The sequence below is a fragment of the Mesocryomonas fontinalis genome (assembly GCF_055730125.2).
Genome location: NZ_JBUZWG020000004.1, coordinates 383,714 through 408,284, shown reverse-complemented (window position 1 = coordinate 408,284; position 24,571 = coordinate 383,714). Strand labels below are relative to the sequence as shown.

The following is a 24,571-nucleotide window of genomic DNA, read 5'->3' as shown; positions in this document are numbered from 1 at the left end:
TTCGCGCCTGACACCGGGCGCCACTGCAGGGCATTGTTCCCAGAACTAATTTTAGCGATATGGCCGCTTATTCCGTCAGCATCGCAGAGCGCGCCCCTTCGTCTTCGTCCGGCGAGGAAGCCATGTTCTGAGCATCTTTCTCGCTGCTCGCGTGATGACGCGGCAGAAAAATCTTGATCGTCGTTCCGAACCCTGGCTCGGAGTAGATCTTGACGTGGCCGCCGGATTGCCGGGCGAAACCGTAGACCATGGACAGCCCGAGCCCCGTGCCCTTGCCGACGTCCTTGGTGGTGAAGAAGGGATTGAAGGCTTTCTCGATCACCGCGGTGGGCATGCCCGTGCCGGTATCGCTGACCGCGATCAGCACATATTCGCCCGGCGCGATGTCGGGATGGCTCGCGGCATAGGCGGCATCGAGATGAGCGTTCCGGGTCTCGATGGTCAGCCGCCCCCCTTGAGGCGCCATGGCGTCCCTCGCATTCACCGCGAGGTTGAGGATCGCGTTCTCGAGCTGGTTCGGGTCGGCATGGCAGCGCCATAAGCCTTCCCCAAGCATCGCCTCCAGCTGCACCAGCCCACTCAGCGTATGGCGCAGCAGATCCGACATGCCGGAGACCAGGCGGTTGACGTCGATGGCTTCCGGGCTCAGCGGCTGCTGGCGCGAGAAGGCAAGCAGGCGCTGCGTCAGCGCCGCAGCGCGGCGGCCGCCTTCCATGGCGTTGTCGACATAGCGCCGGGCCCGCTCGTCCTCGCTGTCGATCCGCCGGCTGAGCAGATCGAGCGAGCCGATGATGACCGCCAGCATGTTGTTGAAGTCGTGCGCGATGCCGCCGGTCAGCTGGCCTACTGCTTCCATCTTCTGCGCCTGGCGCAGCTGCTCCTGCGCTTGCTCCAGCTCGGCCTGCCGCAGCCGGAGCGCGGTGATGTCGCGGGCGACGGCATGGAAGTTGTTGCCCTTCGGCGTGCTCACCCAGTCGAACCAGCAATAGCTGCCGTCGGCGGCGCGCACCCGGTTCTCGTGCCGCGCACTCTCGCCGCGCCGCATCCTTGCCACCGCGTCGGCGCTGACGGCGAGATCATCGGGGTGGACGAGCTGCCAGAACGGGGTCGCCAGCAGCATCGCCTCGTCGTGGCCGAGCAGGCGTGTCCAGGCCGGGTTGACCGACAACAGCTGCCCGTCGAGCGTGCCGGTCATCAGGAGATCGGGGATCAGCGTCCAGATGCCGTCGCGCTCGCGCGTGCGCGCCTCGACCGCGGCCTCCAGCGCGAGATTGATCGCGGTAAGCTCGCTCAGCTTCTCCTTCTGGTCCTGGATGTCGGCATTGGTGCCGATCCAGCGGACGACGCCATTGTCATCGGTGACGGATTCGGCGCGGGACACCGTCCAGCGGTAGACGCCGTCGTGGCGGCGGACGCGAAACTCGGACTCGTAGCGATCGTTGCCGGCGACCGCGGCGGCCCAGGCCTTGCCGGCGGGCTCGGCATCCTCGGGATGGACGAACATTTCCCAGTTCGTCGCCAGCTGCTCGGCGGTCGCATTGCAATAGGTCATGACACGATCGTTGACCCAGTCGATGGTCCCGTCGGCGGTGGCGGTCCAGACCTGGTTCGGTACCGATTGGGCAAGCCGGCGGAACTGCGCCTCGCGCCCGCGTGTCGCCGCCTCGCTCTCCCGCAACGCCTTCTCCACCGCAACGCGCTCGGTGGTTTCGGTGCAGACGCAGAACATGCCGATGACGGCGCCGGCCTCGTCGCGCACCGGCGTGTAGGAGAAATCGAAATGCGTCTCCTCGAGATAGCCGTTGCGGCGCATCAGGAACTCGATGTCGCTCATATAGGTCGGCTCGCCCGCATAGGCGCGCGACAGGATCGGCTCGACCTGGTCCCAGATGTCGAACCAGACGTCGCCGAAGGCGCGGCCGAGCGCGCCAGGATGGCGGCCGCCCAGCATCGCGGCATAGCCCTCGTTGTAGAGCGTCGTCTGGGCCGCACCCCAGACCAGCAGCATGGGCTGCGGCGAGCCGATCATCACGCCGAGCAGCGTCTTCAGCGCGGTCGGCCAGTGCTCGGCCGTGCCGAGCGGCGTCGCCGACCAGTCATGCCCGCGCACCAGCGTATTCATCGCGCCGTCGGCGGAGAGGAAATCGAAGGGAGCTGCCATGGAAACTCTCTCGAAATGACGGATGGCCGAGCCTTCCGGTGCAATGCGGCGATTGCCGGTTTGAACCGGGTATTTCGTTAGCTGAGAAGTTATCCAGTTGGAAGCCGCGGCAAGGGTGGTTGCGGCGTTCGGCACGACTTCGGAATGCCATTGCAGCCCGGGAATGCGCAATTCCTGTGCGGCTTTAGTCTTGTTTGCCTCATTCGTGCGCATGTGCGGTTCGCAGGCAAACTGCTTGACATCCCCGTCAGGTTCAATAGGCTTATCCCAACATACCGGCCTCGTCTGCCGGACGGCATCCGAGCCTCGTACGTCCTGCGCGCTTTCCGTCGCACTGGGCGGCGGGGCTTTTTTCGTTGGTGAACCCTCTTGCTCAAGCGTCGCATCGATATCGGCATCCTCTCCTCCCGCTCCGGCCACTATGCGGTGCTGGGCGAGACGTGCCGTGCCGGTGCGATGATGGCGATCGAGGCGGTGAATGCCGACCCTTCCTCCGGCATCACCTTCGTGCCGGTCGAGCGGGATCCCGAAGGCCGGATTGACGCCTATGCGCCGCTCTGCGAGGAAATCCTGAAGAGCTCCGGTGCCCGCCATGTCGTCGGCTGCATCACCTCGTGGAGCCGCAAGGAAGTGATCCCGGTGCTGGAGCGGTGCGGCGGGCTGCTCTGGTACGGCGCGCCCTACGAAGGCTTCGAGGCGAACGAGCACGTCGTCTATCTCAACGCCTGCCCGAACCAGCATCTCGTGCCACTTTTCGCCCATGTCGTGCCGCGCTTCGGACCGGACGCCTTCCTCGTCGGCTCGAACTACATCTGGGGCTGGGAGACCAACCGGGTGGCGCGCGATCTCGTCGCCGATGCCGGCGGCGAGGTGCGCGGCGAGCGCTATCTGCCGATGGGCGATACCGATGTGTCCCGGCTGATCGAGGAAATCCGCGCGACGGTGCCGAACTTCATCCTCAACAACCTCATCGGCCCGTCCTCCTATGCGTTCCTGCGCGCCTATGCGGCACTCGGGGCTGTCGATGAACGGTTCCGGCCCGACCGGCGGCCGGTCGTCAGCTGCAACCTGACGGAGCCAGAGCTGGCCTCGATCGGCGATGCCGGCGACGGCCATCTCTCGATCGGCCCGTTCTTCCACGAGCGCGACGCCGTCGGCGGCGCGGCGGGGCCGACGTCGGCGTTCATGGCCGCCAGCCATGCGGCGGTGATGACGCTGGCGGCGACGATCGCCCGTACCGGCAGCGACGATCCCGCCGCCACCGTCGGCACCTTCGCGGCGGCACGCTTTCGCACCGCGCTCGGCGACATCGTCATCGATCCGCAGACCCAGCACGCCAGCCTGCCGGTGAAGCTCGGCCGCATCCGCGACGGCGGCTTCGACATCCTGGAGTCGAGCCCCTCGCTGATTGCGCCCGACCCCTATCTGTCGCGCTATGATCCCGCCGCGGCGTTTCCCCGGGCCTCGCTGAGGGTGGTGCGATGAAGCGGCGGATGCGCATTCCCAATCTCGGCGGCAGCCGGGCGGTCGTCCTGCACCGGGCGCACCAGACGGTCGCCGCGCTCACCCGGCAGCTGGCGGCGATCGGGCTCGAGACGCAAGAGTGCTGGCCGGACCTCAACGCCTCGGTGCTGGGTGCCGACTTCCTGTTCTTCGACGCCGACCTCGGCTTCGATGCGCAGTTCCCTTGGGCGCCCGGCGAGGCGCCGATGCCGCTGGTGGCGCTCATCGGCTCGGAAGCGCCCGGCCGGATCGAATGGGCGCTCTCGCACCGCGCCGACGCGCAGCTCCTGAAGCCGGTCGGCAATGCCGGCGTCTACAGCGCGCTGCTGATCGCGCGCCAGGGTTTTGACCAGCGCCAGACGCTGGCCGCGGAAGTCGCCTCCTTGCGCGAGCGCGTCGCCGAGCGGCAGAGCGTCGTGCGCGCGGTGATCGCGCTGGCCGCCAACGGTATCGGCGAGGACCAGGCTTTCGCGCAGCTGCGCCAGCTCGCCATGGGCTGGCAGGTCAGCGTCGAGGAGGCCGCCCGGCGGATCAATGCGCTGCAGAGCGATGGTTCCGCCGGCGCACCTGTGCACGAACGAGGAGGCGCGGCATGAGCGTTCCCGCCGTGACCGAGCTCGTCCTTCCGACGCCGGCCGCCCCGATCTCGCGCCGCGGCGTCTGGCAGCGGCTGTGCCAGCGCAAGCTCGCGGTGCTCGGCATGGCGGTGATCGCCGTCGTCGTGCTGGCCGCCGTGCTTGCGCCCCTCATCGCGCCGTTCGATCCGAACGAGCAGTTCTTCGACGGCCTGACCCTCGAGGGCGCGCCGCTCGGGCCGTCGGCGACCTACTGGCTCGGCACCGACCTTCTCGGCCGCGACCTCTTCACCCGCATCCTCTACGGCGCGCGGAATTCCCTGATCATCGGCGTCGTCGCCAATGGCGCGGCGCTGGTCATCGGCACGCTTGTCGGCATCACCGCAGGCTACGTGCAAGGGGCGGTCGGCGGCCTGCTGATGCGGTTCACCGACCTGATGATGGCGTTCCCAGCACTGCTGCTGGCCATCTGCCTTGCCGCCGTGCTGAGGCCGAGCCTCTGGATCGTCGCGCTCGTCATCGCGCTGGTGAACTGGGTGCAGATCGCCCGCGTCGTCTACACCGAGACGCGGGCGCTGGCCGAGCGCGAGTACATCGCGGCCGAGCGCAGCATCGGGGCAGGGGACGGGCGCATCCTCTTCCGCCACATCCTGCCGCACCTCTGGTCGACGATCATCGTCTACGGCACGCTCGGCATCTCGACGACGGTCCTGCTGGAGGCGACGCTCTCCTATCTCGGCGTCGGCGTGCAGCCGCCGGACGCGTCCTGGGGCAACATCATCTTCGAGAACCAGACCTATTTCCAGGCGGCGCCCTGGCTGGTGTTCTTCCCCGGCGCGATCATCCTCCTCGTGGCGCTCGCCTTCAACCTCGTCGGCGACGCGCTGCGCGACGTGCTCGACCCGACCCAGCGGGGCCGCGACTGATGCTGGTCTATCTCGTCCGCCGCCTCGTGCAGGCCGTCGCCATTCTCGTCGGCGTCTCGCTGATCACCTTCGCGCTGCTCTATCTCCTGCCGGCCGATCCGGTGCGGCAGATCGCCGGGCGCACCGCCTCGGCGGCGACGGTCGCCAACATCCGCGCGCAGCTCGGGCTCGACCAGCCGTTTCCGGTGCAATATGCGCGCTATCTCTGGTCGCTGCTGCAGGGCGATCTCGGCCGGTCCTATCTCCAGCGCTCCGAGGTCGCCGACCTCATCGGCGCCCGGCTGCCGGCGAGCCTCCTCCTGATGGCGGCAGCGATCGGCGCCGAGCTTGTGCTGGGCATCGCCATGGGCCTCGTTGCCGCCGTGCGGCGGGGCAGCGCGACCGACCAGGCGCTGATGGTCGCGTCCTTCGTCGGCGTCTCGGCGCCGCAGTTCGTCGTCGGCCTGCTGCTCCTTTACGTCTTCGCCTACCAGCTCGGCTGGTTCCCGATCGGCGGCTACGGCACCTGGCGGCATCTGGTGCTGCCGGCGCTGACGCTCGGCATCCTCGGCGCCGGCTGGTATTCCCGGATGATGCGCTCGTCGATGATCGACGTGCTGCGCCAGGACTACATCCGCACCGCGCGCGCCAAGGGTCTCGGCGGAATGACCGTCCTGATGCGGCACGCGCTGCCCAACGCCGTGCTGCCGGTGATCGCGATGATCGGCATCGACATCGGCTTGTTCATGTCCGGTATCGTCGTCGTCGAGGGCGTGTTCGGCTGGCCGGGCATCGGCCAGCTCGCCTGGCAGGCGATCCAGCGGGTCGACCTGCCGATCATCATGGGCGTCACCCTCGTTTCCGCCGTCGCCATCGTGCTCGGCAATCTCCTCGCCGACATCGTCAGCCCCTTCGTCGACCCGCGCATCAAGCTGCGGTGACCCGCATGCCCCGTCCCGTCCGTTCAACCGCCTCCGGATCAACCCAAGGAAACCGCGTCATGAAGACCCTCCTGAAGCTCGGCGTCGCCGCCTCGGCCCTGATGATCGCCTTCGCTCCCTTGTCCGCCTCCGCACAGGATGCGGCCAAGGCCGGCGGCGAGATCGTCGTCACCTACAAGGACGACGTCGCCACGCTCGATCCGGCGATCGGCTACGACTGGCAGAACTTCTCGATGATCAAGAGCCTGTTCGACGGGCTGATGGACTACGAGCCGGGCACCGCGACGCTACGGCCGGGCCTTGCCGAAAAGTACGAGATCTCGCCGGACGGCAAGGTGTTCACCTTCACGCTGCGCGACGGCGTCAAGTTCCACAATGGCCGGGTGATGACTGCCGACGACGTGAAGTACTCGCTCGACCGTGTCACCAACCCGAAGACCCAGAGCCCTGGCGCCGGCTTCCTCGGCTCGATCGCCGGCTACGACAAGATGCTGTCGGGCGAGGCGACGGAGCTGTCGGGCGTCAAGGTCGTCGACCCCAAGACCGTCGAGATCACCCTGTCGCGGCCGGACGCGACCTTCCTGCAGGTGATGGCGCTGAACTTCTCCTTCGTCGTGCCGAAGGAGGCGGTCGAGGAGTTCGGCGCCGATTTCGGTCGCCATCCCGTCGGCACCGGCGCCTTCAAGCTCGCGGAATGGACGCTCGGCCAGAGCCTCGTCTTCCAGAAGAACGCGGATTACTGGCGCGAGGGCGCGCCGAAGCTCGACAAGATCACCTTCGAGATCGGCCAGGAGCCGGTCGTCTCGCTGCTGCGGGTGCAGAACGGCGAGGTCGACGTGCCCGGCGACGGCATCCCGCCGGCGAAGTTCCGCGAGGTGATGGACAATCCCGAGACGAAGAAGCAGGTCGTCGAGGGCGTGCAGCTGCACACCGGTTACATCACCATGAACACGACCATGGCTCCCTTCGACAACGTCAAGGTGCGCCAGGCCATCAACATGGCGGTCAACAAGGACCGCATCGTCCAGATCATCAATGGCCGTGCGACGCCCGCCAACCAGCCGCTGCCGCCGACCATGCCGGGCTATGACAAGAGCTTCAAGGGCTATGTCTACGACCCGGCGGCCGCCAAGGCGCTGCTGGCGGAAGCCGGCTTTGCCGACGGTTTCGAGACCGAGCTCTTCGCCTCCAACACCGACCCGCAGCCGCGCATCGCCCAGGCGATCCAGCAGGATCTCGCCGCCATCGGCGTGAAGGCCTCGATCCAGTCGCTGGCGCAGGCCAACGTCATCGCCGCCGGCGGCTCCAAGGAAGGCGCGCCGATGGTCTGGTCGGGCGGCATGGGCTGGATCGCCGACTTCCCCGATCCGTCCAACTTCTACGGCCCGATCCTCGGCTGCGCCGGCGCGGTCGAGGGCGGCTGGAACTGGTCCTGGTACTGCAACAAGGACCTCGACGCGAAGGCTGCCGAGGCCGACGCCATGGTCGACCCGGCAAAAGCCGAGGAGCGGGCGAAGAAGTGGGGCGAGATCTACACCGCCATCATGGCCGATGCGCCTTGGGTCCCGGTGTTCAACGAGAAGCGCTACACGCTGAAGAGCGGCCGGATGGGCGGCGACGACGCGCTCTACGTCGATCCGGTGAACACCCCGATGAACTATCGCTACGTGACGGTGCAGGATGTGCAGTAACTGCGGCTATACGATCCACGGCCACCAGCACCATTTCGGCTGGGACAATGCGATCGCGCCGGCGGCCATCGTCGCCCCCGGCTCGACCATCGAGTTCGAGTGCCGGGACGCGTCCGACGGCCAGCTGACGGCTGCGTCGACGGTGGCGGACGTCTCGTCGCTCGACTTCTCGCGCATCAACCCGGTGTCCGGCCCGATCTATGTCGACGGGGCGGAGCCGGGCGATGCGCTGAAGGTGACGATCGAGGCGTTCAAGCCGTCCGGCTTCGGCTGGACGGCGAACATTCCAGGCTTCGGCCTCCTCGCCGACGACTTCAAGGAGCCGGGGCTGACGCTCTGGCACTATGACGCGTCGACGATGGCGCCGGCGCTGTTCGGAGAGCATGGCCGGGTGCCGTTGAAGGCCTTCGCCGGAACCATCGGCAATGCGCCGGCCGAACAGGGCCTGCATTCGATCGTCCCGCCGCGGCGGGTCGGCGGCAATCTCGACATCCGCGACCTCTCCGCCGGCACGGTGCTGTACCTGCCGGTGGAGGTGGCGGGCGCGCTGTTCTCGGTCGGCGACACGCACGCCGCGCAAGGCGATGGCGAGGTCTGCGGCACCGCCATCGAGAGCCCGATGAACACCGTCCTGACGCTCGACCTCGTGAAGGGGGCGAACCTCAAGATGCCGCGCTTCACCACCGCGGGGCCAGTGACGCGCCATCTCGACGCCAAGGGCTACGAGGTGACCACCGGCATCGGCAGCGACCTGATGCAAGGTGCGAAGGAAGCCGTCGCCCAGATGGTCGACCTCCTGTCGGCGCGCTACGGGCTCGACCCGCTCGACGCCTACATGCTGACCTCGGTCTGCGGCGATCTGCGCATCTCAGAGATCGTCGACATGCCGAACTGGGTGGTGTCGTTCTACTTCCCGCGCTGCGTGTTCGAATGATCCTCGGCGCGCGCAAGGAGGTCGGCGCTTCGGCGCCCGCCTCCGCCGATCCCGTGCTGAATGTCGAGGGTCTCTGCGTCGTCGTGCGCACCGAGGCGGGAATCAAGCCGCTCGTCGAGGATCTCAGCTTCAAGCTGTCCCGTGGCGAGACGCTCTGCATCGCCGGCGAGTCCGGCTCGGGCAAGTCGATGACGGCGCTGGCGATCATGGGCCTCCTGCCGAAGCCGGCGGTCAGCATCGGCGCCGGCGCCATCCGGCTCGGCGCGCTGGACCTTGCCGGGATGGACGAGCGGCAGTTGCGGCGGGTCCGCGGCGACCGGGTGGCGATGATCTTCCAGGAGCCGATGACCTCGCTCAACCCGGTGCTGACCATCGGCCGGCAGCTGACCGAGGCGATCCGCGCGCACCGCCCCGTCTCCGCCGCCGAAGCCCGGCGCAAGGCGATCGCGGCGCTGGAGGCCGTGCGCATTCCCGATGCCGCCGGGCGGCTCGCGCAGCATCCGCACGAGCTCTCCGGCGGCATGCGCCAGCGCGTGATGATCGCGATGGCGCTGGCGCTGGAGCCGGACGTGCTCATCGCCGACGAGCCGACGACGGCGCTCGACGTCACCGTGCAGGCGCAGGTGCTGGGGCTGCTGAAGGACCTGCAGCGCGAATACGGCACCGCGCTCATCCTCATCACCCACGACATGGGCGTCGTCGCCGAGATGGCGACGCGGGTCGTCGTCATGCGCGAGGGGCGGATGGTCGAGGAGGGGCCGGTCGAGCAGATCTTCGCCGCCCCGCAGCATGATTATACCAAGGCGCTGCTCGCCGCCGTGCCGCGCCTTGGCAGCGGCACTGGGCGGGTAACCTCGCCGGGCACCGACATCACCGCTGAGCTCGGGGCGGCGTCGCCCTCCGTCACGCCGCCGCGGCCGGTGGCGGAGGTCAGCGATCTCGTCGTCCGCTTCGATCTCGCCGGCGGCCTCTTCGGCCGCGTCGAGCGGCAAGTGCACGCCGTCGCCGGCGTCTCCTTCGCCATCCAGCCGAACGAGACCTTTTCGCTGGTCGGCGAATCCGGCTGCGGCAAGTCGACGACGGCGAAGGCCCTGGCCGGGCTGCTGCCGTATCAGGGCGACATCGTCGTCGGCGGGCGCAACATGGGCGGTCTCGACACCGCCGGCCGCAAGGCGATGCGCCGCGACGTGCAGATGATCTTCCAGGATCCCTATGCCTCGCTCGATCCGCGCATGACCGTCGGCGATCTCGTCGCGGAGCCGCTGGTGATCCACAAGCTTGGCACCAAGGCCGAGCGGCGCGAGCAGGTGGCGGCGCTGTTTTCCCGCGTCGGCCTGTCGGCGGACCAGATGGACCGCTATCCGCACGAGTTTTCCGGCGGCCAGCGCCAGCGCATCTGCATCGCCCGCGCCCTGACGCTCAGACCAAAGCTCATCGTCGCCGACGAGAGCGTCTCGGCGCTCGACGTCTCCGTCCAGGCGCGCGTGCTGGAACTCCTGCGCGCGCTGCAGGCCGAGTTCGGTATCTCCTACCTCTTCATCTCGCACGACATGGCGGTGGTCGAGAACATCTCGACGCGGGTCGCGGTGATGTACCTCGGCCAGATCGTCGAGACCGGCACGCGCGACCAGGTGTTCGGCGACCCGCGCCATGCCTATACCCGACGGCTGATTGAGGCGGTGCCGCAGCCCGATCCGCCGCGCCGCCGCGCCGGCTTTGCGCGAATGGAGGGCGAGATCCCGAGCCCGGTACGCCCTGTCGGCGACCCGCCGGTGCGCGTCACGCTAAAGGATGTCGGCGGCGGGCACCTGGTCGCCGAATAGGCAACCGCTGCTTCAGGCTGGCTGGTCGCGCCGCGTCCAGATCGCCGCGCCGAGGCAGGCGACGCCGACCACCAGCACCGCGGCCGAGGCGAGCAACGCGCGGTCGTAGTCCGCCGGTCCCGCGACCAGCCAGCCGGTCGCCACCGGCCCCAGCATCTGCCCGAGGCCGAAGCCGGCGGTGAGGACGGCGAAGCCGCGGCCGCCGAGGCCCTTGCGCCCGAGCGGCATGGTCAGCAGCGTGATCGGGATGAAGGTGCCGCCGAACAGCACGGCGGCGGCGAGCGCGGCGGGGCCGGTATCGCTCAGCACCGGCAGCATGACGCCGACGATCTGGGTGATGAAGGCCATCGTCAGCGCGCGGGAGAAGCCGATGCGCTCGGCCAAGCCGCTCCAGAGCAGGCAGCTCGGCAGGCCGGCGAGGCCGACGATGATCCACACCCAGTTGCCGATCTCCTCGAGGCCGGGGCGCGACTTGACGATGGCGACGATGAAGGTGGCGAAGACCGAGTAGCCGAGCCCCTCTGCCGTATAGCTCGCGAACAGTGGCCAGAACGGCAGCGGGCGCGGCACGCGGCGCAGATGCTTGCGGGTCTGCGGCGTGCCGATGAGCTGCCGGTCGCCGACGCCGATGATGAGGACCGGCAACAGCGCCGCACAGGCGAGGCCGGCGGCGATCCACAGCCCGTCGCCACTCAGCGGCGGGTGGGCGAGGTGGACGAGCAGGCCGGAGGCGGCGATGCCCGTGCCGACCCCGCCGAACACCCAGCCGATCCGCGCCTCCTGGTCGATGCCGGCGAGCGCCTCGGCGATGATGCCGGCGGCCGAGATCATCGCCAGCGCGCTGGCGATGCCGGAAACGGTGCGCAGCGCGTACCAGACGGCGAGGTCGTCGCTGAGCCCCATGCCGAGCGTGGTGGCGACGCTGAGGACGACCCCGGTCCGGAAGGCGGCAAGGCGCATGGCGCGGCCGGACACCAGCGACACCAGCAGCGAGCCGACGAGATAGCCGGCGAAATTGAAGCCGGCGATCAGGCCGGCGGTATCGACGCCGAAGCCGTGCTCGTCGCGCATGATCGGCAGCAGCGGCGTATAGTAGAAGCGCCCGACCCCCATGACGACGGCAAGCGTCAGGAAGCCTGACAGGAGCAGGCGAAACAACGGTGACACGGGAACGGGCTCCTTCGGGCGACGGGGCCCACCGTCGGCCCCGCCGCGATCCCCTACAGCATCGCTTAGAAAATCGGAATCGATCTCCGGACCGTCGGCGGCGCGGATTGAGAGATTTAAAGCAGTCTTCTCGCGTCCCTCGGCATCCGCGAGGTTGCGCAGCCGGGCTGAGCCGATCGGGGGCGAACGGATGTGCTCAACTACGTCGTCGGCACATCCGCAGACGTCGAACGCTCTGACGCCAAACGAAGTCTCATATCGAGCAGTAATGGACAGGCGAGATCAATCGTTGACCAGTCTCTCACCGAGCGTCGACCCGAACATGTTCCGAGGATCTACTGTATCCGTCTTTTCTGCTGATCAAACGAGACTTTAATGCAAAGAAAGGCGCTACCCCACAATCGCGTTTGTTGATCGGTTGAACCATTAGCACCCGGCTCCGTGTATGACAGTAGATCATAAGCTGCACATAGAAAGTCACGGAACGCTGCACCCGGTCGGGCAATCCATTATTAGCTAACTAATGACATGATGGGGAACGTTCTCCCGGAGTGTTTCCATGCTGCGTACCATTCGCCAGAAGATGATTGCCGTCAGCCTTGCCGTCTTCGTCCTCGCGCTTGGCAGTTCGGGGTCTGGCCTTTGGGTCGCCGGGTCGCTGGGCAAGGGATTGGCGGACTCCGTGAAATCGTCCTCGATCCTGCGCAACCACATGCAGGCGGACATGATGCACGACGCGCTGCGTTCGGATGTGTACGCCGCGATCCTTTCCGGCACCCCGGCGGCGGGCATTGCCATCGACGGTGTCCGGACCGATCTCGGCGAGCATGTTGCGCAATTCCGAGCGTCGATCGACGCCAACAAGGCCCTGGCTGTCGATCCCGCCATGCGCGATGCCCTGGCAAGGCTGGAGGCGCCTTTGGCCGCCTATATCGATGCCGCCGGCAAGATCGTCGACGTCGCCTCGAAGGATGCGCCCGGCGCGCTGCGCCAGCTGGCGGCCTTCAACACCCAGTTCACCGCGCTGGAAGGCGAGATGGGAAACGCCGGCGACGCCATCGAGGCGGCGGCGACGGCGGACGCTTCCGCCGCGCTCGACGTGTCGTCGCTGGGCCGCTCGATGATGATCGCGGCGCTGGCGGTCGGCGGCGCCTTCGCGCTTCTCCTGCTCGTCTTCTCGAACCGGTCGATCTCGAAGCCGATCGACCGGCTCGCCAAGGACATGCGCGAACTCGTCGGGGGCCGAACCGACCTGACACTCTCCGGCGCCGAGCGTTCCGACGAGGTGGGAGAGATCGGCCGCGCCGTGCGCGATTTCCAGGCGTTGATCGTTTCGAAGGCCGCGGCCGACGCGGCGGAGGCGGAGCGCAATCGCCTCGCGGAGATGTCGGCCGGGGAACGGGCGCAAGCCGAGCGGGCGGCACGCGCCAAGGCCCAGGGCATGGTCGTCGACAGCCTCGCCGCTGGTCTCGGCAAGCTCGCCGGCGGGGACCTTGCCTTTCGCCTCCTGACGCCCTTCGCCGATGAATACGAAACGCTGCGCTGTGATTTCAACGACGCCATGGCGTCCGTCGAGACGGCGCTCAGGGCGATCCTCGGCTCGGCCAAGACGTTCCGCGACGGCGCCGGCGAGATCGGCATCGCCGCGCATGATCTGGCCAGCCGTACTGAACAGCAGGCCGCGAGCCTTGAGGAGACCGCCGCCGCCGTCGACCAGATCACGTCGGCGGTCAGGCGCACGGCCCAGCGCGCCGGGCAGGCGCAGACTGTCGTCGCGAATTCACAGCAGGATGCCGAACGCTCCGGCGAGATCGTGCGCAAGGCGGTTGCCGCCATGGGCCAGATCTCGGAATCCTCCGACAAGGTCGGGCGCATCATCGGCGTCATCGACGAGATCGCCTTCCAGACCAATCTCCTCGCGTTGAATGCCGGCGTCGAGGCGGCGCGGGCCGGCGAGGCAGGCCGTGGCTTTGCCGTCGTCGCCCAGGAAGTGCGCGGCCTCGCCCAGCGCTCGGCGGAAGCGGCCAAGGAAATCAAGAGCCTGATCTCGACCTCCAGCGCCCAGGTCGGCGAAGGCGTCGATCTCGTCGGCGAGACGGGTTCGGCACTCGACCGGATCGCGCAACAGGTGGTCGAGCTGAACCTGCTGATCAACGAGATCTCGGCATCGGCCAGCGAGCAGTCGGCGGGTCTCGGCGAGGTCAACAATGCGGTCAAGCAGATGGACGTGATGACCCAGCAGAACGCCGCCATGGTCGAGCAGTCGACCGCCGCGACGCAGGCACTCGCCGGCGAGGCCGGGAACCTGTTGGCCTCCGTCTCGCGCTTCAAGGTCGGCAGCGCTGCCCAAGTGGCGGCAAGCCCGGCGCGTCAGGCGCGCGCCGCCTGACGATCAGCCGCCGGCGGCTCTCCCCGGGACGCGCTCGGCCTCAGCGCGGGGGGGCGTCCCGCCGGATCGGCTCGAGGTTATCGGCGAACTGCCGTGTGCATTCCCGCCAGGAGAAGCCCTCGGCAAAGGCCCGGCAGCCGTGCCGGTCGATCGCCAGCGCCGCCAGCGCGCCGGCCCGCAGGTCATCCGACAGGACGGCATGCGGCGCGTCGCCGAGAATGTCGATCGGGCCCGGCACCGGGAAGGCCGCCACCGGCGTGCCGCAGGCCAGCGCCTCGAGCACGACGAGGCCAAAGGTCTCGAAGCGCGAGGGGAAGACGAAGGCGTCGGCGGCGGAAAGATGCCGGGCGATGTCGTCGCCATGGCGGTAGCCGAGGAAATGCGCCGCTGGAAATTCCGCCTTCAGCCGCGCCATCGCCGGGCCGTCGCCGACGACCACCTTCGACCCCGGCAGGTCGAGGCCCAGGAAGGCCGGCAGGTTCTTCTCCGGCGAGACCCGGCCGAGATAGAGGAAAATCGGACGGGGCAGGCCGAGAAAGTCGGCGTCGAAGCCGGGGGCCTCGCGGCAAGGGTGGAAGAGGGCGGTATCGACCGCGCGGCCCCACCGGCGGATGTTGGCGAAGCCTTTCGCCGCCAGCCCCCGCTCCAGCGTCGGCGTCTGCACCATGAAGCCCGCGCCGGCATTGTGGAACCAACGCTGTGCCGCCGTCGCGGGCCTAGGGCTGACCCCGAGCCTTGCCTCGAAATAGTCGCCGAACCGGGTGTGGAAGGAGGTCGTGAAGGGCAGCCCGCGCTTCCGGCAATAGTGCCGTGCCGCCAGTCCGATCGGCCCTTCCACGGGAATATGGATGGCGTCCGGCCGGAAGGCGTCGATCATCTCTGGCAGTCGGCGTCCGAGCGTCATCGCCAGCCGCACCTCGGGATAGCCCGGTGCCGGTATGGTCAACGGGAAGCGATCCGGCCCGATCACCTCGACGGCATGGCCCATCTCCCGCAGATGATGCGCGGTGGTCTCGAGCACGCGGACGACGCCGTTGACCTGCGGGGCCCAGGCGTCGGAGGCAATCAGGATGCGCATTCGGGCTCCGTCCGGGATTTGTCTTTGCCCCCCGGTTGCGGATATGGCTGCGGGAAAGGAAATGCCAAGGTCGCCATCGCAAGGAGTACCGGCCGGTCATGAAGATCATCGTTCTGGGCGGAGACGGCTTCTGCGGATGGCCGACGAGCCTTCATCTCGCCGCGCAAGGCCACAGCGTCGTCATCGTCGACAATCTCGTCCGCCGCGCGACCGATGCCGAGCTCGGCGCTTCCAGCCTGACGCCGATCGCCGGGATCGACGAGCGGCTCGCCGCCTGGCGCGAGACCAGCAACACGCCGATCGACTTCGTCAACCTCGACGTCGCCCATGACTACGACGCGCTGGAGGCCCTGTTCGCCGAGACCCGGCCGGATGCGATCGTGCATTTCGCCGAGCAGCGCGCCGCGCCCTATTCGATGAAGTCGCCGCGCCACAAGCGCTACACCGTCGACAACAACGTCAACGCCACCCATGCCGTGCTCTGCGCCATGGTCGAGGCCTGCCCAGACGCGCATCTCATTCATCTCGGCACCATGGGCGTCTACGGCTATGGCAAGGCGCGGGGCATGACGATCCCCGAGGGTTACATCGACGCGACGCTGCGCTCGGGCGGTGCCTCGGTGGATGTCGAGATCCTCTACCCCGTCGATCCCGGCTCGATCTACCACATGACCAAGACGCTGGATCAGCTGCTCTTCCTCTACTACGCCAAGAACGACGGCCTGAGGATCACCGACCTGCACCAGGGCATCGTCTGGGGCACGGCGACGGAGGAGACCTTGCTCGACCCGCGCCTCGTCAACCGCTTCGACTATGACGGCGACTACGGCACGGTGCTGAACCGCTTCCTCTGCCAGGCGGCCATCGGCCATCCGCTCACCGTGCACGGCACCGGCGGCCAGACCCGCGCCTTCATCCACATCCGCGACACCGTGCGCTGCATCCTCTTGGCCGCCGAGACGCCGCCCAAGCGCGGGGCGCGGGTGCGGATCCTCAACCAGATGACCGAGACGCACCGCGTCCGCGATCTCGCCGTCATGGTCTCCGGCATGACCGGCGTTCAGGTCGAGTATCTCGACAACCCGCGCAAGGAAGCGGCCGAGAACGAGCTTGTGGTGGCGAACGACACGCTGATGGGCCTCGGTGTCACGCCGACGAAATTGTCCGACGGCCTGCTCGCCGAGGTGGTCGACGTCGCCCGCCGCTATGCCGACCGCTGCGACCCCTCGAAGATCGTCTCGACCAGCCGCTGGGTGCGGCCGGAAGCGGCGGAATAGCCCCGCCCGCCCTTATTTCCAGCAACCGAAAGCCCGAGGTAGAGCCATGTCCGAGAGCCGCCCGCCGTTCCCGCCGTTCACCTTCGAGACCGCGACCGAGAAGGCCCGTAAGGCCGAGGATGCCTGGAACCGGCAGGACCCCGCCGCCGTCTCGCTCGCCTATACCGAGGACAGCCGCTGGCGAAACCGGTCGGAGTTCTTTTCGGGCCGGCCGGCGATCGTCGAGTTCCTGACGCGCAAATGGCAGCGCGAGCTGGACTACCGCCTCATCAAGCAGCTCTGGGCCTTCCACGACAACCGCATCGCCGTGCGCTTCGCCTACGAGTACCGCACCGCCGAGGGCGACTGGTTCCGCGCCAACGGCAATGAGAACTGGGCGTTCGATGCGAACGGCCTGATGCAGCGCCGCGAGGCCTCGATCAACGACCAGCCGATTTCCGAGGGCGAGCGCCTCTTCACGTGGGCGCAAGGCCCGCGGCCCGCTGACTTTCCCGGCCTCGCCGAGCTCGATCTCTAGCCGAACCGTCCGGCGGGTGGCTTGCCACCGCGCGCCGGCGTCTCGCCTTGACGCCCATGCGGCCCATGGTGGGGTCGCGGACCTGCGGCGGGTGGGAGTAGGGCGTCGGCGGACTGCGCGGACGGCAGAACCGCTTCTCTCTCGGGCTCCGACTTTCGCGCAAAAGCGTCAGGCGGGCTGGCGAAAGTGGGATACTAGGCTATCGCAACCTTCTCGGCTGTGCTTTCGTCCCCTGGCGGTGTCGCGGGCGGCAGCGCAGCGAACAGCAGGCGCGACGTGAACAGCAATTCCCTTCTCACCGGCATCGTCCTGACGGTCGTCGCCGGCATGGTGTTCTCCCTGATGGACGCCACCGGCAAGACCCTGACGGGGCTGATGCCGGTCATCCAGGTGGTCTGGGGCCGCTACATCGTCCAGACGCTGCTGGTCTCTTCCTACCTCGGCGCGACGTCCGGCACGCGCTTCCTGCACGCGCGGCGGCCGGTGCTGCAATGCGTGCGCGGGGCGACGCTGCTCGGCGCGACGCTGCTGATGTATTTCGCGCTGGCGAGAGTGCCGTTGGCCGACTGCACCGCGGTGATGTTCTTCTCGCCGATCCTCGTCACCGTGTTCTCGGTGATCTTCCTGAAGGAGACGATCGGCCTGCACCGGATCGGCGCCGTCCTCGCGGGCTTCATCGGGGTGATCCTGATCGTCCGTCCGGGCTCGGCGGGGTTCGATCCCTACCTCCTCCTGCCGCTCTGCTCCTCAGTGCTGAACGCCGCCTACCTCATGCTGACGCGCCAACTCGCCGGCAGCGAGGACGTGGCGGCGACGCAGTTCCACACCACCGCCACCGGCGCGGTGATCCTCTCCGTCCTCGTCATCCCGTTCTGGCAGACGCCCTCGCTGCCGGTCGCAGGCCTGATGCTGCTGATCGGCGTGATCGGCGCCATCGGCCACTCGCTCCTCATCAACGCCTTCCGCCACGCCCCGGCCTCGCTGCTCTCGCCCTTCCTCTACAGCCAGATGCTCTTCGCCACCGCCATCAGCCTGTTCTGGTTCGGCGACGGCCTGCACGAGACGACGCTCGTTGGCATGGCCGTGCTGGTCGGCAGCGGGCTGTACATCTGGTGGCGGGAGAACCGGAATGCGCGGGCGCTGAGGGTGTAGGGGACGTATTCGGCCAGCTTTGACACTGGAGTCCATGCATGCGGGGCGAAGGATTCAGGCTTTGCCAGGGTTGCTTTTTTCGAGGACAATCAACTTTCAACGCAATGAGGACGCCTCCGGCATCTTGCGGTAAATATTTTCCTCATTTCAAAACCTGTAACGGGCCAAGGCAAGAGAACGCGAGGGTGCGCAAGAAACTATACCTGGAGAATGGTATGCTGTTCATCCATGGCTCGGGAAAGATTGCCAGCCCTGATTATCAAGATGCCGCGTTCAGTTATAATGATGATTGTATTAGTATCAGAGCGAAGAACGAACAGGAGGGGCGATGTCAGGTGACGCTGGTCTCGCTCGACGAGGTCGAGATCGGTCGTCCGGCCGACCTTGTGCATCGGATCAGAGCGAGGAATGGCCAAGTGATCATCACGCTCGTCGCCGGCGACCCGGTGATGACCTTGCCGGTTTCTGCCGACATGGCCCGTCTCTCGATCTGGCTCAACGATCCGAACGAGGCTGACCGGATTATTGTCGGGGTAGAGCCAGGTTAAACCGCTAAAGCGCACGGGCCGCTGCCGGCTGGCATCTGCGATTTTCTAAAGTCGAGCGTGTGTCCGGCCGGAGAGATTGGATCTTCAGCCCCCAGGAGGCGGCGTAATGGTTTCCGGAAAATTCTGCGTCGGGAACCATGCCTCCGCGCGTCCTGCGCAGTCCGCGTCAGCGAATGTCCACCCTTACCGCACTGGTTTATGCGGTTTGGAATGGATCCCAGCGAAACCGTCGGTTTCGCAGAGATCAAGTCCGGGATGACGGTGTTTCGGGCGACGAGCCACAATGCTTCTGACCCTTGCCACCCGCGTCGATCCTTACTCCTTCACCGCCCCCGTCATCGACGACACGTAGTAATCCACGAAGAACGAGTACAGGATCACCACCGGCAGTGATCCCAGCAGCGCGCCGGCCATCAGCGAGCCCCATTCGTAGACGTCGCCGCGGACAAGTTCGGTCAGCACGCCGACCGGCAGCGTCTTGTTCTCCGAGGACTGGATGAAGGTCAGCGCGTAGATGAACTCGTTCCAGGCCAGCGTGAAGGCGAAGATGCCGGCGGAGATGAGGCCGGGAACCGCGAGCGGCAGCACGACGCGGGTGAGGATCTGCCAGCGGGTGGCGCCGTCGACGAGGGCGCTTTCCTCCAGCTCGAACGGGATCGAGCGGAAATAGCCCATCAGCAGCCAAGTGCAGAACGGGATGAGGAAGGTCGGATAGGTCAGGATCAGCGCCAGCTTTGAATCGAAGATGCCAACCTGGAAGACGATGAAGGCGAGCGGGATGAAGAGGATCGAGGGCGGGATGAGGTAGGCAAGGAAGATCAGCAGGCCGCTGACCCGCGCACCGGTGAAGCGCACCCGCTCGATCGCATAGGCCGCGAAGACCGAGGCGGCGAGCGAGATGATCGTCGAGCAGATCGCCACCAGCGTCGTGTTCCACAGCCAGCCGGGATAGGAGGTTTCGAACAGCAGGTACTTGATGTGGTCGAACGTCGGCCCGACCACCCAGAACGGGCTGTAGACGGAGTAGTTGGTCAGCTGGTCGTTCGGCTTCACCGCGGTGATCGCCATCCAGTAGAACGGGAACAGCAGCACGAAGCAGAACACCAGCAGCGGCAGGTAGACCGTCACCAGCTTGCGCGGCAGCGAGTTGAACTGCGACATGCCGACGACGTCGTCGGTCAGGGTGCCGGTCGGCTCGGGATTGGTCTGGGTCATGGCTTTGTCCTCGTATCGTCGGGGCGGGCGGCTCGATGGATCCGGCGCATCAGTCGCCGCCACCTTGCTGCCATTTGCGCCGCTGCAGGCCGAAGAAGCTGAACAGGATCGCCGCCAGCAGGAACGGCACCATCGACACCGCGATCGCCGCGCCCTCGCCGAGCTGGCCGCCGGAAATGCCGCGCTGGAAGGACAGCGTCGCCATCAGGTGCGTGGCGTTCACCGGGCCGCCCTTGGTCAGGACGTAGATCAGCTGGAAGTCGGTGAAGGTGAACAGCACCGAGAACGTCATCACCACGGCGATGATCGGCGTCAGCAGCGGCAGCGTGATCCGGCGGAACCGCTGCCACGACGTCGCGCCGTCGAGCGCGGCCGCCTCGTGCAGCGAGACCGGAATGGTCTGCAGGCCGGCGAGCAGCGAGATCGCGACGAAGGGGATGCCGCGCCAGACGTTCGCCGCCATCACGGAAATCCGCGCATTGGTCGGGTCGCCGAGGAAGTTGATCGGCGAGGAGATGATCCCCCACTTCATCAGGACGTAGGAGATGATCGAGAACTGCGCGTCGAAGATCCACCAGAACGCCAGCGCCGAGAGCACCGTCGGCACCACCCAGGGCAGGAGGATGATGGCGCGGAAGAACGACTTGAACGGCAGGTTCTCGTTCAGCAGCAGCGCCAGCCAGAGGCCGAGCGCGAACTTCAGCACGGAGGCGACGGCGGTATAGGAGACGGTGTTGAACACCGCGATCCAGAACACCCGGTCGTGCATCAGGAAGGCGTAGTTCTCCAGCCCGATGAACACGCCAGGCCGGCCGATCTTGGCATCGGTGAAGCCGAGCCAGACGCCGAGGCCGAGCGGGTAGGTGAGGAAGGCGATGAGGAACAGCGCCGCCGGCAGCATGAACAGGAAGCCGAGCCCGTTGCGGCTCTGCGACAGCCGCTCGAACGCGGATTTTTTCGATGGCGCGGCGTGGTGTCTGGTGGTGGTCGACATCGGTGTTCCTCGGAAAGGGGAAGGGACGCCCGCGGTGTGCGGACGCCGATGTTTGGGGGAGGGGCTACTTGGCGCGATGGCGGCGGCTCGCCCCCCTCTGGGCTGCCGCCCATCTCCCCCTCAGGTGGGGAGATCGACAGTCGCCGACGCCGCAGCCGCTGATCTCCCCCCTTGAGGGGGAGATGCCCGGCAGGGCAGAGGGGGGCGAACTGCCGCTACCCCCTCAGGCCGTCACGGTCAGCGGTAGTACCGCGCCGCGCGGCTCTCCGCGTTGGCGATGGCGTCTTCCGGCGAGGACTGGCCGGTCACGGCTTCCGCGAACATGTCGACCAGCACGTAGTCGGCCATGGTGCCGGCCGAGGCCGCGCCGAGCGGGCCGGCATAGCCGTTCGGCCGCAGCGTCGAGGATGCCTTGGCGTAGGCGGCGTGGATCGGGTTCGAGGTCCAGACCGGGTTGTTCTCGAGGCCCTTCAGCGGCTGGCAGCAATAGGCGCTGGCACCGGTGATCCAGGCGTTGAGGTTGGCGGTGTCGTACATGTGCGCGAGGTAGGCCTTCGCCGCCTCGGGGTATTTCGTGTGGGCGAAGATCGACAGCGTCGAGGTCTGGTGCAGCTCGACCGACTGGCCGACCGGGCCGATCGGCAGGTTGGTGGAGCGCATGTCGTCCATGATCTCCTTCATCGCCGGGTCCTTCTTGGCGGCGTAGTAGACCGAGACGCCGTTGGCGGTCAGCGAGACCTGGCCGGCGAGGAAGGCGCGGTTGTTGTTGACGTCCTGCCAGCTCTCGGTGCCCGGGATGAAGGTCTTGTAGAGCTCCATCGCGTACTTGACCGCGGCCAGCGTCTCCGGGCTGTTGATCGTGACCTTGCCGGCCTCGTCGACCATCTTGCCGCCATGGCTCCAGAGCAGCCAATGCGCGTAGTTGTTGCCATCGCCGACGGCCTTGCCGTGCGGGAAGCCGGCCGGCGTGCCCTTGGCGTGCAGCGCCTTGCAGAGCTCGAGGAAGCCGGCGGTGTCCTTTGGGTATTCGCTGAAGCCGGCGGCCTTCACATGGCTGTCGCGGTAGACGACCGCATTGCCGATGGCGCAGAGCGGCATAGCGATGAACTTGCCGTCGCGCTTGGCGTAGGACTCGATGCCGGAGTACCAGCCGCCATTGGCCGCGCCGACGGCGGTGCCGAGTTCCGTCACGTCGAGCAGCTTGTCCGGGTACTGCTGCGGATCGTCGAACCAGCTCATCACCATGTCCGGTCCCGAGCCGACATTGGCGGCGACGGCGGCCTTCGGGCGCACGTCCTCCCAGCTTTCCTTGTCGATGCGGACCTGGACGCCCGTCGCGTCGGTGAACTTTTGGGTGTTGGCGATCCAGGCGGCTTCTTCGGCCGGCACGAAGGGCGCCCAGCGGAGCAGGCGCAGCGAGGCGCCTTCCTCGGGCTTGTAGGTGGGAATGGCGCCCTGCGCGAAGGCCGAGCCGACGCCAAGGCGTCCGCCGAGCGCCGTGCCGGCGACGAGTCCGGCCGAGGCGACGAGAAGTTTTCTGCGGTCGATCATGCTGTTTCCTCCACGGGTCGGGAGTTTGGTGGATGCGCGGTCGGCCCTCCCGGGATGCCGCCGCGCTTATGTCTGGCTGGAGCCCCGGCATCGGGGGCAGGGGCTCCGGGGGATGCTACGGGTGGGTCGAGGCCAAGACGACCGAGACTTTCGGCCGATGCGCTTCAGACCGACAGGCGCTGGCCGGTGCCGGCGTCGAACAGGTGCACCGCCTTCGGGTCGATCGAGACCGGGATGAATTCGCCCGGCCGCACGGTCACGCGGTCGCGGAAGACGCAGGTGACGTCGGTATGGCCGATCTTGCCGAGCACCTGGCTTTCCGAGCCGGTCGGCTCGATGACCACGACCTGCAGCTTGATGTCGCCGCCGAGCGTGATCGCCTCCGGCCGTGCGCCATAGACCAGCGCGCGCCCCAGAGCTTCGGGCCGCGAGCCGGAAACCGGCAGCACCGTGCCGTCCTCGGTGACGAATTTCGTCGGGTCGTTCACGTCGAGCCGGCCGTTCAGCATGTTCATGGCGGGCGAGCCGATGAAGCCGGCGACGAAGAGGTTGTTCGGCCGGTCGTAGAGTTCCAGCGGCGCGCCGATCTGCTCGACCCGCCCGTCCTGCATGACGACGATCTTGTCGGCCATGGTCATCGCCTCGATCTGGTCGTGCGTGACGTAGACCGTCGTGGTGGTCAACCGCTGGTGGAGGTTCTTGATCTCGGTGCGCATCGAAACGCGCAGCTTTGCGTCGAGGTTCGACAGCGGCTCGTCGAACAGGAAGACCTGCGGGTCGCGCACGATCGCCCGGCCCATCGCCACGCGCTGGCGCTGGCCGCCAGACAGCTGGCGGGGATAGCGGTCGAGATAGGCGGAAAGGCCGAGGATCTCGGCGGCGGGTTTAACGCGGGTCTCGATCTCCGACTTCGGCGCGTTCTTCAAGGTCAGCGAGAACGCCATATTCTCGGCGACGGTCATGTGCGGGTAGAGCGCGTAGTTCTGGAACACCATGGCGATGTCCCGGTCCTTCGGCGGGAGGTCGTTGACCACCCGGTCGCCGATGAAGATCTCGCCGGCCGAGACGTGCTCGAGGCCCGCCAGCATGCGCAGGAGCGTCGACTTCCCGCAGCCCGACGGGCCGACGAGGATCACGAACTCGCCGTCCTCGATGCGCACGTTGACGCCGCGGATGACGGGGTGTGCCCCGAAGGATTTCTTGACGTCGACGATATCGACCGAAGCCATGCGGTACTCCTCCCAAATTACAGATGGCGCCGGGCGTCTTCGCCTCTCTTCGCCTGCTGCCGGCATTGGCCGGCTTCTTGTCGTTCGAAGCCCGGCCTTAGCCGGACCCTCGTATTTCCCTAGCTTCAGATGTCAGCCGCGGCCGACATACGGCATCTTGGTCGCCATGATCGTCATGGTGAGGACGTTCACCTCGAGCGGCAGCCCGGCCATCGAGACCACGGCGTCGGCGACGTATCGCGGGTCCATCGTTGCCTCGGCGGCGGTGGTGCCGTTGGCCTGCAGCGCGCCGGACTGGATCGTCGTGGTCATCGCGCTCGCGGCATTGCCGATGTCGATCTGGCCGCAGGCGATGTCGAACGGGCGCCCGTCGAGCGCGGTGGCCTTGGTCAGGCCGGAGATCGCGTGCTTCGTGGCGGTGTAGGGCGCCGAGTTCGGCCGCGGCGTCGAGGCCGAAATCGAGCCGTTGTTGATGATCCGCCCACCGCGCGGGCTCTGCGTCTTGAACAGCTTGAACGCCTGCTGCGTGCAGAGGAACGCGCCGGTGAGGTTGGCTGCGACGATGGTGTTCCACTGCTCGAACGAGACGTCTTCCAGCGCGATCGGCGGGACGTTCGTGCCGGCATTGTTGACGAGGAGGTCGAGCCGGCCGAAGCGGCTCTTGATCTCGGCGAACAGGCCGTTGACGGAGGCTGGGTCGCCGATATCGGCGGCGACCGCGACGATCCGCCCGTCATCGCCGGAGAGCTCGGTCACGGCGGCGTCCAGCACGTCGCGTCGGCGGCCGGTGATCACCATCGTCCAGCCGGCTTCCATGAGTGCCTTGGTCATCGCCTTGCCGACGCCGGTGCCGCCCCCGGTGACGAGGGCGATGCGGGCGGAGGCGGGGCCGGAGGCGGAGGGGGTATGGCTCATGCTGTT

The 24,571-nt window shown here is 67.3% G+C and carries 20 protein-coding genes; 12 read left to right on the top strand and 8 right to left on the bottom strand.

Annotated features, from left to right (window positions below):
- Positions 1–67: 67 nt before the first annotated feature.
- Positions 68–2,161, bottom strand: a complete 2,094-nt coding sequence (locus tag ACZL02_RS12800) for a PAS domain-containing hybrid sensor histidine kinase/response regulator family protein (protein ID WP_472939981.1) — start codon at positions 2,159–2,161, stop codon at positions 68–70.
- 369 nt (positions 2,162–2,530) lie between these two features.
- Between ACZL02_RS12800 and ACZL02_RS12795 the strand changes: the two genes are divergently transcribed.
- From ACZL02_RS12795 to ACZL02_RS12765, 7 genes are read left to right on the top strand one after another with little or no spacing between them, the layout of a single operon-like run.
- Positions 2,531–3,646, top strand: coding sequence for a transporter substrate-binding protein (locus ACZL02_RS12795; RefSeq protein ID WP_472939980.1), 1,116 nt, complete (start codon positions 2,531–2,533; stop codon positions 3,644–3,646).
- A gap of 8 nt (positions 3,647–3,654) precedes the next feature.
- Positions 3,655–4,260 carry an ANTAR domain-containing response regulator gene (locus ACZL02_RS12790; protein ID WP_472939979.1) on the top strand — a complete coding sequence of 202 codons (606 nt, stop codon included), beginning with the start codon at positions 3,655–3,657 and terminating at the stop codon, positions 4,258–4,260.
- Positions 4,257–5,165 (top strand): ABC transporter permease, encoded by a 909-nt coding sequence (locus tag ACZL02_RS12785; RefSeq protein ID WP_472939978.1) that lies wholly within the window; start codon positions 4,257–4,259, stop codon positions 5,163–5,165. The genes ACZL02_RS12790 and ACZL02_RS12785 overlap by 4 nt, the downstream gene beginning before the upstream one ends.
- Positions 5,165–6,085: an ABC transporter permease gene (locus tag ACZL02_RS12780; protein WP_472939977.1), complete on the top strand. Its 921-nt coding sequence runs from the start codon at positions 5,165–5,167 to the stop codon at positions 6,083–6,085. Before ACZL02_RS12785 ends, ACZL02_RS12780 begins: the two co-directional genes overlap by 1 nt.
- 59 nt (positions 6,086–6,144) lie before the next feature.
- Positions 6,145–7,776 carry an ABC transporter substrate-binding protein gene (locus ACZL02_RS12775; protein ID WP_472939976.1) on the top strand — a complete coding sequence of 544 codons (1,632 nt, stop codon included), beginning with the start codon at positions 6,145–6,147 and terminating at the stop codon, positions 7,774–7,776.
- Positions 7,766–8,710 (top strand): acetamidase/formamidase family protein, encoded by a 945-nt coding sequence (locus ACZL02_RS12770; protein ID WP_472939975.1) that lies wholly within the window; start codon positions 7,766–7,768, stop codon positions 8,708–8,710. Before ACZL02_RS12775 ends, ACZL02_RS12770 begins: the two co-directional genes overlap by 11 nt.
- Positions 8,707–10,533 (top strand): ABC transporter ATP-binding protein, encoded by a 1,827-nt coding sequence (locus ACZL02_RS12765; protein WP_472939974.1) that lies wholly within the window; start codon positions 8,707–8,709, stop codon positions 10,531–10,533. The genes ACZL02_RS12770 and ACZL02_RS12765 overlap by 4 nt, the downstream gene beginning before the upstream one ends.
- 12 nt (positions 10,534–10,545) lie before the next feature.
- On the opposite strand, the gene ACZL02_RS12760 is transcribed toward ACZL02_RS12765, so the two are convergent.
- Entirely contained in the window at positions 10,546–11,700 is a 1,155-nt protein-coding gene (locus ACZL02_RS12760) for a YbfB/YjiJ family MFS transporter (RefSeq protein WP_472939973.1), read from the bottom strand.
- 559 nt (positions 11,701–12,259) lie between these two features.
- Here ACZL02_RS12760 and ACZL02_RS12755 point away from each other — a divergent pair.
- Positions 12,260–14,089, top strand: coding sequence for a methyl-accepting chemotaxis protein (locus ACZL02_RS12755; protein WP_472939972.1), 1,830 nt, complete (start codon positions 12,260–12,262; stop codon positions 14,087–14,089).
- A 40-nt stretch (positions 14,090–14,129) separates the two neighbouring features.
- Here the strand turns inward: ACZL02_RS12755 and ACZL02_RS12750 are convergent, their stop codons facing one another.
- Entirely contained in the window at positions 14,130–15,167 is a 1,038-nt protein-coding gene (locus ACZL02_RS12750) for a glycosyltransferase family 4 protein (RefSeq protein ID WP_472939971.1), read from the bottom strand.
- Positions 15,168–15,265: 98 nt separating this feature from the next.
- Here ACZL02_RS12750 and ACZL02_RS12745 point away from each other — a divergent pair, with 98 nt between their 5' ends.
- From ACZL02_RS12745 to ACZL02_RS12730, 4 genes are all read left to right on the top strand, one after another.
- The gene (locus ACZL02_RS12745; protein WP_472939970.1) at positions 15,266–16,444 is read left to right on the top strand and encodes an NAD-dependent epimerase/dehydratase family protein; all 1,179 of its coding nucleotides are present in this window, start codon (positions 15,266–15,268) and stop codon (positions 16,442–16,444) included.
- 46 nt (positions 16,445–16,490) lie between these two features.
- Complete coding sequence (locus ACZL02_RS12740; RefSeq protein WP_472939969.1) at positions 16,491–16,961, top strand: nuclear transport factor 2 family protein; 471 nt, start codon at positions 16,491–16,493, stop codon at positions 16,959–16,961.
- Positions 16,962–17,237: 276 nt separating this feature from the next.
- Positions 17,238–18,113, top strand: a complete 876-nt coding sequence (locus ACZL02_RS12735) for a DMT family transporter (protein WP_472939968.1) — start codon at positions 17,238–17,240, stop codon at positions 18,111–18,113.
- Between the two features lie 215 nt (positions 18,114–18,328).
- Positions 18,329–18,661: a hypothetical protein gene (locus tag ACZL02_RS12730; protein ID WP_472939967.1), complete on the top strand. Its 333-nt coding sequence runs from the start codon at positions 18,329–18,331 to the stop codon at positions 18,659–18,661.
- Positions 18,662–18,976: 315 nt separating this feature from the next.
- On the opposite strand, the gene ACZL02_RS12725 is transcribed toward ACZL02_RS12730, so the two are convergent.
- The 5 genes from ACZL02_RS12725 to ACZL02_RS12705 all read right to left on the bottom strand — a co-directional run bounded on the left by ACZL02_RS12725 (position 18,977) and on the right by ACZL02_RS12705 (position 24,565).
- Positions 18,977–19,876, bottom strand: coding sequence for a carbohydrate ABC transporter permease (locus ACZL02_RS12725; RefSeq protein ID WP_472939966.1), 900 nt, complete (start codon positions 19,874–19,876; stop codon positions 18,977–18,979).
- 49 nt (positions 19,877–19,925) lie between these two features.
- Entirely contained in the window at positions 19,926–20,777 is an 852-nt protein-coding gene (locus tag ACZL02_RS12720; protein WP_472940080.1) for a carbohydrate ABC transporter permease, read from the bottom strand.
- 330 nt (positions 20,778–21,107) lie between these two features.
- Positions 21,108–22,421 (bottom strand): ABC transporter substrate-binding protein, encoded by a 1,314-nt coding sequence (locus tag ACZL02_RS12715; protein ID WP_472939965.1) that lies wholly within the window; start codon positions 22,419–22,421, stop codon positions 21,108–21,110.
- 164 nt (positions 22,422–22,585) lie between these two features.
- Complete coding sequence (locus ACZL02_RS12710) at positions 22,586–23,650, bottom strand: ABC transporter ATP-binding protein (RefSeq protein ID WP_472939964.1); 1,065 nt, start codon at positions 23,648–23,650, stop codon at positions 22,586–22,588.
- A gap of 132 nt (positions 23,651–23,782) precedes the next feature.
- Positions 23,783–24,565: an SDR family oxidoreductase gene (locus ACZL02_RS12705; protein WP_472939963.1), complete on the bottom strand. Its 783-nt coding sequence runs from the start codon at positions 24,563–24,565 to the stop codon at positions 23,783–23,785.
- Positions 24,566–24,571 lie beyond the last annotated feature (6 nt).